Genomic DNA, 15,531 nt, shown 5'->3' with positions numbered 1-15,531 from the left:
TTTCTTTGCTTGTACTGCAGTGGGTGGTCATAATTTTTATGCTCGGTTGCAGCTCTGCGCGTTATGTAAGCATTAGTCCAGCAGTACCGATGGCTGCAGAAGTGTCCGATATTGAATTCAACATGCCGAGTCGGTCGTTATTGCAGGCTCTGTCATCGGGACGTCTGCACGAAAAATCATCTTTAATGCAATGCCTGCGATCTAGCGCGTTCTCGGAGGATCAAAGGCTGGTAGATGCCGTGCATTTATATTGCAGTCAGAAGTTGCTGCAAGCGCCGGAACTGGACCCACAAACTCGTTTCGCCCTGTTGAATCGCTATAACGAACTTACCGGCAAGTTGGCGAGACTATTGTATTCACGGGATCGTTTTTCATCATCGCTGGAACTTGGCATTTTGCGCCTGGCTATATCTTTGCCAACAGATGAGCAAGGGATGGCATTCGAGCGTTTTTGGTTTGCGCAAGATTTGCATGTTCAGCCCGAGTACTATCGACCCGATTGGCAACAGGAGAGCTTAGGGCAGGCGCTGATCGCCCATAGGCCAAACCAAAACCACGGTATTGATAGCTTCTATCCGCCGGAAGGGATCTTCAGGGGCCTAACTTTGTTGCTGGATAGCGTTCAGTTGAGCGAGCAGGAAATCAGCTTATCTTTTGTGGCAATAGATCATAAACACAATAAGCAATATTCACTGGGAGAGAACCTTTACAGCTTGGCTGATGGTGCAGGTCCTGCATACCTGTTGCTATTGGAGCACGCTGAGTTAGACAGCATTTCTTGGCAAGGATTGTTTAATGCAGTCAAGGTAGATCAGCGTTTTGGTATCTACTTGCTGGAACCCTTCGATGCCAACAAAATTCCGGTTTTAATGATCCACGGCCTTAACTCCAATCCGCTGATCTGGAGTCACCTCAGCTGGATGATTTTTAGTGATCCCATGTTGTCGCAAAAATTCCAGGTCTGGCATGCCTTTTACCCCAGCGGTCCGCCTCCTTTTTACAACGCCATGCGCATACGGGCGGCTGCAGATCACCTGGTGGCTACCTTATCTCATGACAAGCAATCGCTGGCTGCTACCAATATGGTGGTCGTAGGTCACAGCATGGGGGGACTGATAGCAAGGATGTTTGCCACTGATTCTGGTATGGCGTTGTGGGACCGCACCTTTTCCCAATCCCCGGAAGCACTGGCTGAAACCGTCAGCAATATGCAGGAAATTCGGGATATCTTCATCTTTTCGCCACGACCCTATGTGCGCACCTTGGTACTGATGGATACACCGCACAGAGGCAGCAATTTGGCTCGTTCGACGGTGGGCAGTCTGGCCTCGGCATTTGTCAACTTACCGGGGCAATTCACTGGCCTTTTTACGCAGAGTGGTAGGCGGCTGCTGGCCTATGTCAGGAGCGAAATGTCTCCCTATCTGGCGGAAGGCGGCCCCAATAGTATCGAGGTCTTGGCGCCGGGGCATCCTCTTATGGATGAATTAAGCCGACTGCCCTTTGCACCCGGTGTAAAGGTTTTCTCTATCGTCGGTAGTCAGGGAGAGCTGCATTGCAGTGAGAAGGATTGTGAGACGATTAGCGATGGTGTGGTTGAGTATTTCAGCGCCAGCCTAAAAGATGCAGAGGTGCAGATTATTGTTCAATCTGCCCATGACTCCTATCGTAACAGCGACGCCTTGGCATTGACGAAAGAGGCGTTGCTCGCCACGTGGCGTTCTGTCATGGAAAAGTAGGTGTCTCCCGGCGATGCCGCTGCTCAGTATTCGCCCTTGAACCGAAAGTTCAGGGCGGGAGTATCATCACTACCGTAGGCTTCTCGGTACGAGCCGAGCCTGCACAAAAGCAGAAGAATCAACCCCCTTTGATGATAGCATCGGCCAGGGACATGACTGAGCCGGCTAACATCCCAGGAGACGTAACTGTGTTGGGAGACACCTTGGTTATTAACTGCTTGCCGGTAATCCGTAAGAGTTAATCACATGGGTGACGCCCTAAATTCGATTTTTGCTGCCTGACCAGGCGGTCTGCAAAGCAGTCTTTGCACCAGTCAATGTTGACCGTCCTTGCCGGTTGAGAAGCAGTCTTGTCTATATTATCCAAGACAGCGTTTTTTTGTTTTGGTTCTTATCGCGCTTTTAACTCAACGCCCTTTCATTATAAGCCTTTGCTGTTGGCGAACACCAGTAAGCTTTTATCTGAGTCGGTGCAAATGCCGTTAATTTGGTCTAACTGGCTGATAGATCTGCAAAATAGCTATTAATACTAAGAAGACAATCTCGCGCAAAGTGATGTCAAAGCCCGGCACAGCGGGTACACTAACAGTCCAGCCGCTTTCAGATAGAGTATTCAGTTTGACCGACATCCATAAAATTTACGACGATCTTTGCTCCCTATTGATGGCCCAGACCATTGCCAGCGACGCGGCAGAATTGCAAGGCATGATGGTTGGGATGTTAGCCGGCGGTATGCCGCCAGAAAGTAAAGAGTGGCTGAGTGCGCTGGCCGATTTTATCAATCAGGGCGAGCCCCTGTCAGATGCCGTGAAGCAGTCACTTAATGACTTGTTCCAGGGTACCCTGAAGCAATTGCAATCCAATGATTTCTCCCTGGCCCTGTGTCTGCCGGATGATGCCGCGCCAATCAACGACAGAGGCCAGGCACTGCTTAACTGGGTGCAAGGTTTTATGCTGGGCTTTGGACTGTTTCAAAGTGATTTACGTAGTTGTTCAGACGATGTACGTGAGGCCTTGGAAGACTTTGCCGAGATCAGTCGCATGGAAGAAGAAATGAATGAGGACGAGGAGTCTGAGCAGGCCCTGTATGAGGTGCTTGAATATGTGCGCGTTTCTTCCATGTTGTGCTTTAACGAATTGGGCAAGCGTGCTGATGGCCAGATTAATCCACCCAAAACCTTGCATTAAAACGCCCTATGATCAGTCAAAGTGAATATGCACAGCGCCGCCAGAGATTGGCAGAATCCATGGCTGACAATAGCTTGTGTGTGGTGCAGGCGGCAGCCGAAACGACACGAAGCCGCGATACGGAGTATCCGTTTCGCCAGGATAGTGACTTTCTCTATCTGACCGGTTTCAATGAGCCAGATGCTTTGTTGTTGCTGGAAAAGCTGAATGGGCAGCTGCGCTGCGTGCTTTTCTGCCGTCCAAAAGACAAATTAGCCGAGATATGGCAGGGCAGGCGCTTAGGGCCTGATATGGCTAAGACACAGCTGAGTATGGACGAAGCCTACGCAATCGAAGACGCTGCCGACAAGTTGCTTGACTATCTTAACGGCAAATCCCATCTGTATTTTGCCCAGGGCAGCTATCCCAGTGCTGATCAATTGGTGTTTAACACCCTGGCTGCGCTGCGAGCAGCCCCAAAAAAAGGTTACAAAGCCCCCAACACCCTGGTTGATGTGCGCCATCTTATCCATGAAATGCGTCTGTTTAAGTCCGATGCCGAACTTTCCCTGATGCGCCGCTCTGCACAGATCTCGGTGGATGCACACAAACGGGCCATGGCTTTCTGCGGTCCGGGACGTTATGAGTATCAACTGGAAGCAGAGCTTCATCATGAATTTGCCATGCAGGGTGCCCGTCACCCCGCTTATGGCACCATAGTTGGCAGCGGCGAAAACGCCTGCATTTTGCACTACACCCAAAATAGCGATGAACTTAAAGCCGGTGACCTGGTATTGATCGATGCCGGTGCCGAGTTGGATGGTTACGCTGCCGATATTACCCGCACTTTTCCGGTAACCGGTAAATTCACCGAGGCCCAAAGCGAGCTTTATAACCTGGTGCTTAAAGCGCAGCTGGCGGCATTTGAGCAGATCAAACCGGGTAGCACCTTGGTCCAGGCCACAGAAGTGGCATCAAGGGTCATCACCGAAGGTCTGTTGGAACTTGGGTTGTTAAGTGGACATCTTCAACAAAATCTGGAAGAGAAAACCTACCGGCAATTTTTTATGCATGGTTTGGGGCACTGGTTAGGTCTGGATGTGCATGATGTGGGGGATTACAAACAAGAAGGCGAAGACCGTCCTTTTGCGCCAGGTATGGTGTTAACGGTGGAGCCGGGGATCTACGTGGCCTGTGATGCTGAGGTAGATGACAAATACAAAGGCATCGGCATTCGTATTGAAGATAATTTGTTGATCACTCCGAACGGGTTTGAAAACCTCACCGTTGGCGCCCCGAAGACCATTGAGGAGATAGAGACTTGGATGGCACAGCACCGATAAACCAAGACCTGGTGATTGTCGGTGGCGGTACCATCGGCAGCCTGCTGGCACTGGCTTTGGCCGACGCCGGCCTTAAGATCACTGTGATTGAGGCCAAAGCCTATCAGGCCTCGCAAAACCACCCCAGTTTCGATGGGCGCACCATCGCCCTGGCCTATCACTCTGCGCAATACTTAGCCAAGTTGGGATTATCGCTGGATAGCAGCCGGTACACACCGATCCGCCATATTAAAGTAAGCGACAAGGGGCACTTGGGGCAATGCAGCCTGGATGCCAAGCGTTTGGATGTGGATGCGCTGGGACTGGTAGTCAGCCAGCAGCAACTGGGCGAAGATTTACATCAAGCGCTAAGTGGCAAAGCCATTACCTGGCATTGCCCGGACAGGGTTGTGAGCGTTGAGCAACAGCAGGAAAAGGTTGTGTTAACGCTGGCCTCCGGGCAAACCCTGCATAGCAGGCTACTGGTCATTGCCGATGGTGGTGACTCGCCAACGGCCAAACTACTGGGTATCCAAAGTCGCATCCAAGACTATGGCCAAGCGGCGCTGGTAGCCAATGTCGAAATGGACAGGCCCCATCAGTATGTTGCCCACGAGCGCTTCACGCCAAGCGGCCCTTTGGCCATTTTACCGCTGTCTGAGCGTTATGGTGGATTAGTCTGGAGTCTTCACGCTGACGAGTTGGATGCCTATTTGCAGTTGGATGATGTGACTTTTTTACAGCGCCTGCAGCAGGCCTTTGGCTATGGGCTGGGCCGCTTTGTACGGGTAGGCATACGGGCCGGTTATCCGCTGCGTCTGGTCACTGTCGGGCAAAGCGTTCACCACCGTACGGTGCTACTGGGTAATGCGGCGCATACACTGCATCCTATTGCCGGTCAGGGCTTTAATCTTGGCCTTCGTGATGTGGAAGCGCTGGCTAACCTGTTGCAATCGGGAGCACAGGAAGAGGATATTGGCCGCTTCCAACTTCTGCATCGTTATCATCGCCAGCGTATTGGTGATCAGCAGCAGGTGATAGGTCTGACCGATACCTTGGTCAAAACCTTTTCCAATGACTTCCTGCCCTTGGTAGTGGGACGTAACCTCGGATTAACCCTGATGTCACGCTGCGGGCCGCTGTCGGATGGCCTGGCCTGGCGGGCCATGGGCAAGAGCGCGAAGGAGAAAAGCGTTGCAAAGCTATGATGTTGTAATTGTCGGTGGCGGTATGGTCGGATTGTCACTGGCGCTGGCGCTGAAGGACAGTAAGCTACAGGTGGCCGTGCTGGCAGAGCCTCATCCTATGCGTGCCTTAGGTAAATCCCCCGAGCTGCGGGTCAGTGCCATTAATCAGGCCAGCGAAAATCTGCTGAAGCGGTTAGGCACCTGGAAGGGCATAGTGTCACAGCGTGTTGCTCCTTATACCCATATGTCAGTGTGGGAGCAGGATAGTTTTGCGGCCATCGACTTCGATCATCAGCAGCTCCATTTGCCGCATCTTGGTCATATCATTGAAAATCAGGTGGTGTTGAACGCCCTTGGCGAGCAGCTGTTAGCGGCAGACAATGTGGAGCTGGTTGATGATGCTCTGACAGACCTTCAGTTAATGCCGGAAAAGGCGACAGCAAAGCTCAAAAGCGGCAAAGTCATCAGTGCAGCGTTGGTGGTAGGCACTGATGGTGCACAGTCTATGGTCAGAAAATTGACCGGTTTACCCATCCGCTTTAAAGACTACGAGCATAGCGCCATCGTGGCCACCGTCCGCACCGCAGAGGTGCATGGCAACACGGCCAGGCAGGTGTTTACACCTTTTGGCCCATTGGCCTTTTTACCGCTTTTTGAGCCTCATCTTTGCTCCATCGTCTGGTCACAACATACGGCCAAAGCACAGCAATTGATGCAGATGGACAAGGCCGATTTTGACAAGGCACTGACCGCCGCCTTTGGCGCCACACTTGGTCTGTGCCATCTTGAAAGTGAGCGGGCCAGTTATCCGCTGACCATGCGCTATGCCAATCAGTGGTTAAAAGACAGAGTCGTGTTAGCCGGAGATGCCGCCCATACCATCCATCCATTGGCCGGGCAGGGCGCCAATTTGGGCATGATGGATGCGGCGGCTTTGGCCGATGCACTGTTAAACTTGCATTCGCAGGGAGTGGATATTGGCCTGGCCAAACATTTACGCCCGTATGAGCGCTGGCGTAAAACCGAAGCAGTGAAGATGATTGCGGCGATGGAGAGCTTTAAGCGTTTGTTTGACGGTAACCATCCTCTTAAAAAACTTATACGAGGCCTGGGAATGAATACGGTGGATTCACTTCCGATAGCAAAACAAATTGCCATTCAATTGGCAGTAGGAAGTCACCAAGAGCTAGCGCCCTAGCTTAAACTTTAATCAGGCCCAGGAAATGTTCATGCTGGGCCATTCCACCGGCCTGCAAGCGCTGATAGACCTCATTGGCAAGATGAGTATCGTGATCGGCTCGTCTTGAAATGCTATGAATAACGCCGACCAAGAGTGCTCCATGCTCCTCATCATCGGCCAAAAGACTGCAGATGAGACGAATATAGAAAAACTTCAGGGTGAATTGTGCGAACCGGGCAAACAGGCGGTCGGCATTAGTCAGGTCAAAAGGTGTGCTGTATACCCAATGCAGAAAGAAGTTAATAAAGGCATGGCCATGACTATCCACTAATGAGGTAAAGCCTTGCCGGCAATGGCTGTTATAGAAGTCTTTCAGGTCCAGTCTGCCCTCTGCAACAGGGCTATTGCTATCAGCGGCTTGTGTTATCTGAGTCTTGCTGATGACTTTTTTGAATGCGCGTTGTTGATAGTGAGTAAATGCCTGGTTGTCTCGAATAAAACCCCCATCTCCAAGAAGCTGTTGGGTCACAAATTCCTGTGCCTTCTGGGCAGGCTGAGTCTTAGCAAACAAGTCGTTGAGTTTTCCGTCGTGAATTAGCTGAGTAAAGTTAGTGAATAAAGGCCTGAGTGCTTCTTTTTGGGCTAACCGCTGCGCCGTTAATCTGAATAAGAATCCAAGGTTATAAAGCCGTCCTTCCACCGTCTCTGTGTTTTCTGCGAGCAGCCCAGCAAAGGCAGCATCTTTGAACAGTCTCAGAGTTTCGATATCGTCAATCTGACCCGTAAGATAGAATTTGGGTAAGGCTTGTCGGGCGGACAGAGGTTCTAGATCCAGCACCATAGCGCTTGGATCTAGCAGTATATTTCTTGCCGCTTCCGGACAGGAAATAGAGAGACTGGATACCAAATCAGTGCCCATCAGACGATCTTCCCTCGGATAAATTTGGCAGGTAGCTGGCAATATTTCCTCTCCATGGTATTTGTGCAGATAACAGAGGCGATCAGTGTCTAAAAAGGGACAGTTACCATCCTTGTCCATCTTAATTTGCCGGTAATTCAGACTGTGTTGACCACAGCTACTTGTGTGTTTTTGGGCGATCTGCCGTACTTTGATATCCCCGTGCTTTTTATATTTTTGGTAAGTGTCTTTATCCAGCGTCACTGTCCAGTCATGGCAACAATGGTTCTCACACTCCGCTCCAATACACTGAAAGGTTTTGTAAAACTTAGGTACAACAATTTGCTTCAATTGCGATGCGGATGGGGCAATTGGTGCTCTGTTATGAGATGGAGCGTCATGGCGATGTGGCAAAGCAGTCATTTCCTGTATTGATTAAATTTGAGAATGATGATTTGCCGCAAACGTCATGCAATTGACGACAATACAGCAGGAACAGCAAGTAACAGGCCAGAAAAAATCAAAACTCTATCTAAATTGGGGCCGACTGCATTACATACTATTGTTGATTACTTTCTTCATCGTCATCAGGTGGGCTGCAGCTTTCCATGGTGCGATTGATGATAGCCTGAATTTCGCCGGCTTTTTCAAACTGGTTGAGGGCTTGATTGATATCCGCTTGCACCTGCTGCCACTGTGGCCGCTTGCGGCTCAGAGCAAAATAAAGCGGGTTATATTGTAATGCCGGCTCCAACACCTCCAGTTTGGCGATGGCTGATGCGGCTTGCGGGCCGGGCAAATCCACCTGGCTAAGCTCGGTAAAAATGACTTTGGGATCGCCGATAATCAAGTCCACCCGGTTACCCACCAACATCTTAGCAAGTTGCTGATCGTTGGTGGTTTCCATCACCCGAAAATAGCCGCTGTCCATCAGGGCATCGAATTCCGGGGTATTCTGGTAACCCCTGACCACCCCAATCAATGATCCTTTAAGATTATGTAAATCGCCTTGATAGGGGTCGGGTTCACCACGCCGCTTAATCAGGGCAATACTGCCACCGGGGAAAGAGTTGGACAAGGCCAGGTGATCAAGGCGTTTGGTTTTAGCAAACACATCAGAGGGTGCCTCTGCCTCGATCAGGTATTCGGGGTAGAGAATGTCTGCCATGCCGTTTTCTACCTCATAAACGGATCTGGCCCAGGGTCTGAACTGTGACAGTACGCTATAGCCGCGGCTATGCAAAAGGGCAATGGTCAGTTGCTGCACCCAACCTTGTTTACAGGTATGTTCACCAATATAAGGCGGCCAGTTCAGGGTCATAATTTTAAGACTTTTACCGGGCTCGTCGGCATTGAAAAGATAACCGTCGGCAGTCTTACTACCTTGCACCTGATAAACTTTACCGCCTAGCTCGTACGAGACCAGTAAATCAGTATCGGCAGTTGCCGCAGGGCAGGCAAACATCACCAGAATGGGGAGGTTGCGAAACAAAATTCGAGTCACTGCATTCACGATGGTTTTGCTCTCGCTTTTTTGAACAGTATAGCCCCTGTATTCCAGTTTTTAACAATAGCCTCAATGTTCCAAAAAGTCGGCATCCTTTTGAACTTGCTGGATTTCTTCCTCCAGTGTCAGGTTCTTCTTGGCATGGGCCAACACTTTGTGAGTGAGCATCAATGCACTTTGGCGAATATCGTCACGCTCGCTTTGTACCAACGTCTCCAGACAGAGCAGGAGCATGCGCACTACTTCAATACTACTGGCACCATCTCTGGCTATGCCGGAAAACGCATTATCCAGCAATCTGTCGGAAGAGAGCGGCGGGACTTGTACGCGCGCAAAGAGGATTGGTGATGTCTCTTCTTCATTGGTGGGTTGGGTAAATTGCACCAGCAAGCGCAATTGACTGCTAAGTACATCCACCGCAGTGCCGGGATCATTGACCGCGGGGGACAGGGCTTTCATGGCAATTTGTGACAGGGTCATCAAACCAAAATACGGATCTTCATCGAAGGTTCTGGCCTTGCCTACCACAAAGGCTTTGCGGCAGGCCTCTTGGTCAATCTCAGCCTCTTTTAGTTTACCGACCCACCAGGCTAAAGGTTTGTCAGTGATAACCAAATCTCCCGGCATCGCATTGATGCGAATGTGGCAACCTAATCGTTCTGCCTGCTTTTGCAACAGGGCAAGATCTACCCGCATCACATAACCCACTTTGTCTGCCAGAAGTGGTGTAAGAAAGGTTTCTTCCGATGCCAATGGGGAGCCGCCAAGATGGGGACGAAGGCGGTAATTTTGTAAGCTCTTGTGGGTAGCCTGTTCAATTTTTTCGATGGTGGGACCGATGCGGCCGAGCCTGGCAATGCGGTCGACCCAACGAATAAAGGTAAACACCACCAGCGCGAAAACCAGTAGGGTCAAGCAAAACAGAATAAAGTAGCCACCTGCGGAGAAATACTCACTCTTGGCGGTGACAATACCGACGATACTGAAAATAAAGGCACCCACAAAGGTGGCCAGCGCATTCTGTGAGACATCATCGGCAATGACCAGGTTAAAGGAGCGTGGGGTGGCGGTGGACGCCGCACTGGCATAAGCGGAGACCATGGAGCCCACACAAAAGGTAGCGATCACCAACATGCTGGCAGAGAGGGTGGAGAGCAGCGCCTCTACGGAGGCGCGTCCCACATCCGGCAGATAGTCATCGACCGCCGTGCCTTCCAGCCATTTGGCCAGGAAGACCGCCGCGATGGAGAGCAGACAAACCACAAGGGGTCGCACCCACAATCGCTCGCCTAAACGGTTTAGCCAAAACCGCAGACGGTCTGCCAGGGCATAAGCGGCCTTTGATGCAGGCATGACTCCTAGCGTCCCCCTTGAAAGGCGACAGCCACCGGCACACTAGCTGCGCGCCAGGCCGGGAAAAAGCCACTGACAAAACCGATGATCAGTGACAGATAAACCCCTTGCAGTACCAACTCGGGGCTCATCTCAAAGCTGAAGACTACTTGGGTAAAGCTGCCACCCAGAGTCGACGCATTCATGCCGTCAAACAAGGCAAAGGCAGACAGCGCACCAACTATGCCGCCAATCAGCGCCAGCACCAGTGCCTCGGCCATGGTCCCCACAAAGGCAGAGAAATGACTAAAACCAATGGCGCGAAGGGTGGCTATCTCCTTGGCCCGATCCGCCACCGAGGTATACATGGTGTTCAGGGCGCCGGCCAGTGCACCAAAGGCCATCACCGAGCTGATCACCCGGCCAAAGATAGCCATATAGCTCAAGGATTTACCTTGTGCAGCAAAATAGGCCTCTTCGGTTTGTACTTCCTGGGTAATACGCGGGTCATTCTCAAGATAGGCTTTGATGGCTTCCAGATCGGCATCGGGGGTGAGCTTGGCACGCACCGACTGATAGGTGCTACCACGGTTGTACAGGCTTTGGATCACCTTGGCATCGGCCCATAGTTCACTTTCAAACACATTGCCGCCGGTGCTGAATACGCCCACCACTTTCCATTTGTACTTGCCAAAGCGCACCTCTGAACCCAGATCGAAGCCGTTGAATTCGCGCAGAATCCCTTCCCCCACGATCAGTTCATCGGTGCCAGGCGCGAACATACGGCCAGCCACCAGAGTGAAGTTCTGGCGAAGTTCCACACCCTGAGGATCAAGGCCGCGTAGCGGAATGTTGGCTTCGGTCAGGCTGCTTTTCTTGATGCCATCGACAATCACATAAAGCTCTGGCGAGACAATGGGGCTGTTGCCGCTTCTGGCAATACCCGGTGCCTCGGCAATCAGATTCACCTGGTCGCGGGTTACCGAGCTATTCAGCTCCGCTGCCGAGCCGGTGCGTAGAAAGAATGCCACGTCTTTGGCACCGGCGCTTTGCAGGGTTACTTCAAAACCCTTGGCCATGGCCAAAAAGGCCAGCAGCACCGCCACCACCACCGCACTGGCCAACACCATGGCCAACGACATCCATAAGCGTCTGGGCAGGCTGCGGATATTCATCACGATCACCGCCCAGCTTTGCGAAAAAATACTCATCCTGATTACCCCTTGCTAAAGCCACTGATGATGTTTAAACGTAAGGCGCTGATGGCCGGCACGATGCCGGTGACAAGGCCAAGTAGCAGCATGTAGCCCAAGGCTTGCAGGGCAATGCTGCCATCCAGCACCAGATTGGGCAGGAAGCGGGCCAGAAACTCCGAGGCACCGTCTACGGCCAGATAGGCCGCGCCTAACCCCAATAATCCTCCCAGAAAAGACAGCAGACAGGATTCGGCTAAAATCATGCGAAAGATACGGGGTGAGGAAAACCCCAACGTCTTAAGCACTGCAATCTCGGCGGTACGCTCGCGGATTGCCAGCACCATGGTATTGCCCACCACCACCAGGATGGTAAAGAAAGCCATAAACACCACACCGAAGATAATCAGGCCGATATTGCCAATCTGCTCGATGAACGCCTTGTTAAAGGCTTTTTCGGTACTGGTATCGGTTTCTGCCTGGGAGTTGGCAAAGGTTTCGTCGATGGCTTTGGCCACCTGTTCGTTAATCGCCGGGTCGTCGGTGGTCAGCACCAGCCAGCCAACGTTGTCGCCGCCCCAGCTTTGGGTTTCCATAAAGTACTTGTAGTGAAACACCATATAGCCGGTATCCACCTGTGGATCGGTGGCGCCGAAGATCCCCTCCACCTTAAGCTCCCAGGTATGTCCCCCTTCTTTCTTGGAGAAAATATTCGAAGAAATAGGGATTTGATCGCCGACCTTCCAATTGTTGACCTTGGCCAGGCGTTCACCCACCATCACGCCGGCGCGATTTGCCTTCCAGGCCGCCATTTGCTCAGGGCTGACCACCAACTCGCTGTACACATCGAAGTAGGTATCCGGATCCACCGCCATGGTGATCACCTGATTGGCGGGCTCCTGATAGTAGCCGCCAAACCAGTTGGCATGGGTGACCTGATGCACGCCATCAATGTTCTGCACTTTGTTGACATAGGCGTAGGGCAGGGGATTGGTAAAGTTGGTTTTATGCACAACCACCAAGCGATTATCCGCTGACATTTCGATGCCGGAATTAAGTGCGCCCTGCAGCGCAGTGACGGCACCGAAAATCAGAAAAGCCACAAAAATCGCCAAACTGGTGAGAAACAGGCGCATTTTCTTGCGAGTCAGGTTCTTGTACACCAGGTAGAGGTCTTTCATGCGGATTTCTCCATCAGCTGTTCTTTCTCTACAAATTGACCCTTGTCCAGATGCAGAGTGCGCGAGGCATAGCGCGCGGCGGCCGGGTCGTGGGTAACCATGACTATGGTCTTACCGAAATCACGGTTCAGCAGCTGCAGCATTTGCAGGATCTCATCGGCGGTCTGACGGTCAAGATCGCCCGTGGGCTCATCACATAGCAGCAGTTTGGGATCTGATACCACCGCGCGGGCAATGGCCACCCGCTGCAGCTGACCGCCGGACATTTCACTGGGCATATGTTTGGCACGGTCTTCCAGGCCCACCAATTTCAGCGCCGTATGCACCCTTTGCATGCGCTCCTTGCTGCTGAGGTTAGTCAGTAAAAGGGGCAATTCCACATTGCGCTCGGCGTTTAGCATCGGCATCAGATTGTAGAACTGGAAGATAAAGCCAATGTTATTGGCACGCCACTTGGTCAGTTGGCTTTCGCTAAGGCTATCTACGCGTTCGCCATCAAAAATCACTTCGCCGCCAGTGGGTTGGTCTACTCCACCCAGCAAATTCAAAAGCGTGGTTTTGCCCGAGCCTGATGGCCCCATAATGGCCAGGAAGTCGCCTTTGGGAATGGTCATATCCAGGCCATCGAAGATGCTGATGGTTTCCTTTCCTTTAACGAAACGCTTGGATAAGTTTTTCAGGATAAAGAGGTTTTCATGCGTCATTTTGTTTTCCCTTCTGTTCTGTTCAGGCTTTAAGAAAAGCCACTTTTACGCCCATGTCCGGCAAAATACGGGGATCATTGGTTTCTAATTTGATGCGTACCTGGACCGTGGCCTTGGCCCGGTCAGCGGTGGGGATGATGGCAATCACCGACGCCGGAATTACCCAGTCCGGATAGGCATCCAGGCGCGCTTCCACTTGTTGCCCTGGCGATACCTTACCGATAAAGGATTCATTGACGTCCACTTCGATTTCCAGCGACTGCATATCCACTATGGTACAGATCCCGGTGCGGGTAAAACCGCCGCCCGCCGAAGTCGGGGCGACGATTTCACCGGGTTGGGCATTTTTCACCGTGACTACGCCGGCAAAGGGGGCACGGATGGTGTGGTCATCCAATCGCTCCTGCTGTCCTTTGGCTTCGAGGCTTGCCACCTGGATATCGGCAACGGCGCTTTGCAAACCGGCACTTAGGCTTTGCACCTGGGTTTGTGCTTGGGTGCGCTCGGCTTCGCTGGAATATTGATTTTTAGTGACGCGTTCAAGGTTGCGCCTGGCTTCAGAAAGTTCGGCCTGTAGGGCCTCGCGTCGGGCCTGCAGCGCCTGCACATGGGCGTTTGCCAGATCCAGACTGACTTTAGCCAGGGCATCGTCGAGCCTGGCCAATACCTGGCCGCTTTCTACGCTCATCCCTTCTTCCACATTCACTTCGGTGATAAGGCCCATGATTTCGGCCGAGACCGTGGCCATGCGTCTGGCCGTAATATAGCCTGAGGCATTCAGCACCGCATCGCTAGTGGGTATTTTGACGGCAGGAGCGTCGTTGGCAGACTCCGTTTTTGCCGCGTTGGTCGCAGGTGCTGTAGCAGGTCCTGCAGAGGCATTTTGTTTTGTGGTATTGACCGGTTGAGCGGTTGATGAAAAGAAAGAGCGGGATATCAGCAGTGTGACAATAACCGTCAGCACAATGCTTAGCAGCAGATGCCAAGCCTTTAATCCCTGTTGTTCCTTTTTATCATTGGGGTCGATACGCAGTTGCTGCAAAAGCGCGCTTTTGTCATTCACCAGAGCTATCCCTCTCATTGAAAGTTATACCCTTATGATTGCACAGCCAGCGCTGAATGAAATAGGCCAAAAGTCACTCAATGGGGGAAATGGAAGACCGAAAGCCGTTACAGCCTTTTTTAAATCTCCGTCGAGAAGCGACAGAACTGCTATTGGCAGCCCACGTCTTGCCAATGGGTGGTACTGGGATTAAGGATGCCCAATTGGGTGTAGGCAGCGTCTATTTCCCCGTTTCGCTTCATTCGAACCAATTCATTCTCTACAAGACGATGCGCCGCTTTTCCGGATATGGTTTGCGAGCTAAACACAAAATGCAGTGAGTCATCGAAGGCCAGCTTGATGCCCGGCAGCGGATAGAGTGAAATGCCAAACACCCGGCGTTGAAGGTCCGTCTCCTGGCCAAAGGTCAGCGGCACCAAATCGACTTTACCTTGCTCAATCAAGGCAAACATCTGCTGGTACTGATTAATATGGGTAGTATAGATACCGGCACAATGCATATGGCGCCAATCATAGTGCCAGTTTTGGTTGGCTACACCAGTTAATCCCCTGAAGCTGGCCTTGGATTGGTATTCGAACTTGCTGGCCAGGGCAGGCCTGGTATACAGACCTTTGCTGAACTCGCCTTTTTCAAGCAACGCTGGACTCAACGCAGTGTTGGGGTAAAGAGCCGGCTCCTTGGACCAAATAGCATAGGCTGAGGCGTCAAGCGTTCCCAAAGAAATATCCTTCAACAGCCTGGCGTTGATAGGATAGGGCACCAAGGTGATTTGGTATGGAGAGTCGGCGTCTGACAGGGCCTTACACAGCAGTAAGAACTCGGTGAGGATCTGATTAGTCTGATTGTCCTCAGGACCAAGAGGTTTGCAGCCATGGGTGTCGAAGTAAGTCCGTACTTCGGCATAGTGGTCCTGAAAAATGCCCAGACGCAGCTCTTCTGCCCGGGTAGTTGAAGGGGCAAGAAGTGTTACCCCAAGCACCAAAATCAAGGCCAGCACAGACCCCAATGATCTGTCCTTAGCCACTGAGAGATTAGTTTGCAACCCGATCTTGTACAT

At 51.8% G+C, this 15,531-nt stretch carries 13 protein-coding genes and 1 other RNA gene; 5 read left to right on the top strand and 9 right to left on the bottom strand.

Annotated elements, in window-relative coordinates; all coding sequences use genetic code 11:
* The first annotated feature begins 89 nt into the window (after positions 1-89).
* Positions 90-1,739, top strand: coding sequence for an alpha/beta hydrolase (locus tag P2G88_RS14485; RefSeq protein ID WP_275797174.1), 1,650 nt, complete (start codon positions 90-92; stop codon positions 1,737-1,739).
* Here P2G88_RS14485 and ssrS read toward each other — a convergent pair.
* Positions 1,740-1,922: non-coding RNA, 6S RNA (ssrS, locus tag P2G88_RS14480), on the bottom strand.
* Between the two features lie 444 nt (positions 1,923-2,366).
* Between ssrS and P2G88_RS14475 the strand changes: the two genes are divergently transcribed.
* The 4 genes from P2G88_RS14475 to P2G88_RS14460 are packed head-to-tail and all read left to right on the top strand — an operon-like array spanning position 2,367 to position 6,613.
* A complete protein-coding gene (locus tag P2G88_RS14475) occupies positions 2,367-2,927 on the top strand; it encodes a UPF0149 family protein (protein WP_275797298.1) in 561 nt (186 codons plus the stop codon).
* Positions 2,928-2,935: 8 nt separating this feature from the next.
* Positions 2,936-4,249 (top strand): Xaa-Pro aminopeptidase, encoded by a 1,314-nt coding sequence (gene pepP, locus P2G88_RS14470; protein WP_275797172.1) that lies wholly within the window; start codon positions 2,936-2,938, stop codon positions 4,247-4,249.
* Positions 4,228-5,436 (top strand): 2-octaprenyl-6-methoxyphenyl hydroxylase, encoded by a 1,209-nt coding sequence (gene ubiH, locus P2G88_RS14465; protein ID WP_275797170.1) that lies wholly within the window; start codon positions 4,228-4,230, stop codon positions 5,434-5,436. The genes pepP and ubiH overlap by 22 nt, the downstream gene beginning before the upstream one ends.
* Positions 5,423-6,613, top strand: coding sequence for an FAD-dependent monooxygenase (locus P2G88_RS14460; RefSeq protein WP_275797168.1), 1,191 nt, complete (start codon positions 5,423-5,425; stop codon positions 6,611-6,613). Before ubiH ends, P2G88_RS14460 begins: the two co-directional genes overlap by 14 nt.
* 1 nt (position 6,614) lies before the next feature.
* On the opposite strand, the gene fliB is transcribed toward P2G88_RS14460, so the two are convergent.
* The 8 genes from fliB to P2G88_RS14420 all read right to left on the bottom strand — a co-directional run bounded on the left by fliB (position 6,615) and on the right by P2G88_RS14420 (position 15,531).
* Positions 6,615-7,916: a flagellin lysine-N-methylase gene (gene fliB, locus P2G88_RS14455; protein ID WP_275797166.1), complete on the bottom strand. Its 1,302-nt coding sequence runs from the start codon at positions 7,914-7,916 to the stop codon at positions 6,615-6,617.
* 136 nt (positions 7,917-8,052) lie between these two features.
* On the bottom strand, positions 8,053-9,006 hold the full coding sequence (locus P2G88_RS14450; protein WP_275797164.1) for an ABC transporter substrate-binding protein: 954 nt from the start codon (positions 9,004-9,006) through the stop codon (positions 8,053-8,055).
* 63 nt (positions 9,007-9,069) lie between these two features.
* Positions 9,070-10,353 carry a DUF2254 domain-containing protein gene (locus tag P2G88_RS14445; RefSeq protein ID WP_275797162.1) on the bottom strand — a complete coding sequence of 428 codons (1,284 nt, stop codon included), beginning with the start codon at positions 10,351-10,353 and terminating at the stop codon, positions 9,070-9,072.
* Between the two features lie 5 nt (positions 10,354-10,358).
* Positions 10,359-11,543, bottom strand: a complete 1,185-nt coding sequence (locus tag P2G88_RS14440; protein WP_275797160.1) for an ABC transporter permease — start codon at positions 11,541-11,543, stop codon at positions 10,359-10,361.
* Positions 11,544-11,548: 5 nt separating this feature from the next.
* Positions 11,549-12,706, bottom strand: a complete 1,158-nt coding sequence (locus tag P2G88_RS14435; RefSeq protein WP_275797158.1) for an FtsX-like permease family protein — start codon at positions 12,704-12,706, stop codon at positions 11,549-11,551.
* Positions 12,703-13,410 (bottom strand): ABC transporter ATP-binding protein, encoded by a 708-nt coding sequence (locus tag P2G88_RS14430; RefSeq protein WP_275797156.1) that lies wholly within the window; start codon positions 13,408-13,410, stop codon positions 12,703-12,705. The genes P2G88_RS14435 and P2G88_RS14430 overlap by 4 nt, the downstream gene beginning before the upstream one ends.
* A gap of 22 nt (positions 13,411-13,432) precedes the next feature.
* A complete protein-coding gene (locus tag P2G88_RS14425) occupies positions 13,433-14,491 on the bottom strand; it encodes an efflux RND transporter periplasmic adaptor subunit (protein WP_275797154.1) in 1,059 nt (352 codons plus the stop codon).
* A 131-nt stretch (positions 14,492-14,622) separates the two neighbouring features.
* Positions 14,623-15,531, bottom strand: coding sequence for a hypothetical protein (locus P2G88_RS14420; protein WP_275797152.1), 909 nt, complete (start codon positions 15,529-15,531; stop codon positions 14,623-14,625).

Source organism: Aliiglaciecola sp. CAU 1673 (assembly GCF_029223185.1).
In the GTDB taxonomy this organism is placed as follows: Bacteria; Pseudomonadota; Gammaproteobacteria; order Enterobacterales; family Alteromonadaceae; genus Bowmanella.
Note: the sequence above shows the minus strand (reverse complement) of the source record. Positions and strands in the feature narration are given on the sequence as shown.

Bases quoted from the DNA above. Each gene is read 5' to 3' on its own strand.
- P2G88_RS14485 (WP_275797174.1), top strand. From the start codon at position 90: ATGGCTGCAGAAGTGTCCGATATTGAATTCAACATGCCGAGTCGGTCG.
- pepP (WP_275797172.1), top strand. From the start codon at position 2,936: ATGATCAGTCAAAGTGAATATGCACAGCGCCGCCAGAGATTGGCAGAA.
- fliB (WP_275797166.1), bottom strand. From the start codon at position 7,916: ATGACTGCTTTGCCACATCGCCATGACGCTCCATCTCATAACAGAGCA.
- P2G88_RS14445 (WP_275797162.1), bottom strand. From the start codon at position 10,353: ATGCCTGCATCAAAGGCCGCTTATGCCCTGGCAGACCGTCTGCGGTTT.
- P2G88_RS14440 (WP_275797160.1), bottom strand. From the start codon at position 11,543: ATGAGTATTTTTTCGCAAAGCTGGGCGGTGATCGTGATGAATATCCGC.
- P2G88_RS14435 (WP_275797158.1), bottom strand. From the start codon at position 12,706: ATGAAAGACCTCTACCTGGTGTACAAGAACCTGACTCGCAAGAAAATG.
- P2G88_RS14430 (WP_275797156.1), bottom strand. From the start codon at position 13,410: ATGACGCATGAAAACCTCTTTATCCTGAAAAACTTATCCAAGCGTTTC.
- P2G88_RS14425 (WP_275797154.1), bottom strand. From the start codon at position 14,491: ATGAGAGGGATAGCTCTGGTGAATGACAAAAGCGCGCTTTTGCAGCAA.
- P2G88_RS14420 (WP_275797152.1), bottom strand. From the start codon at position 15,531: ATGTACAAGATCGGGTTGCAAACTAATCTCTCAGTGGCTAAGGACAGA.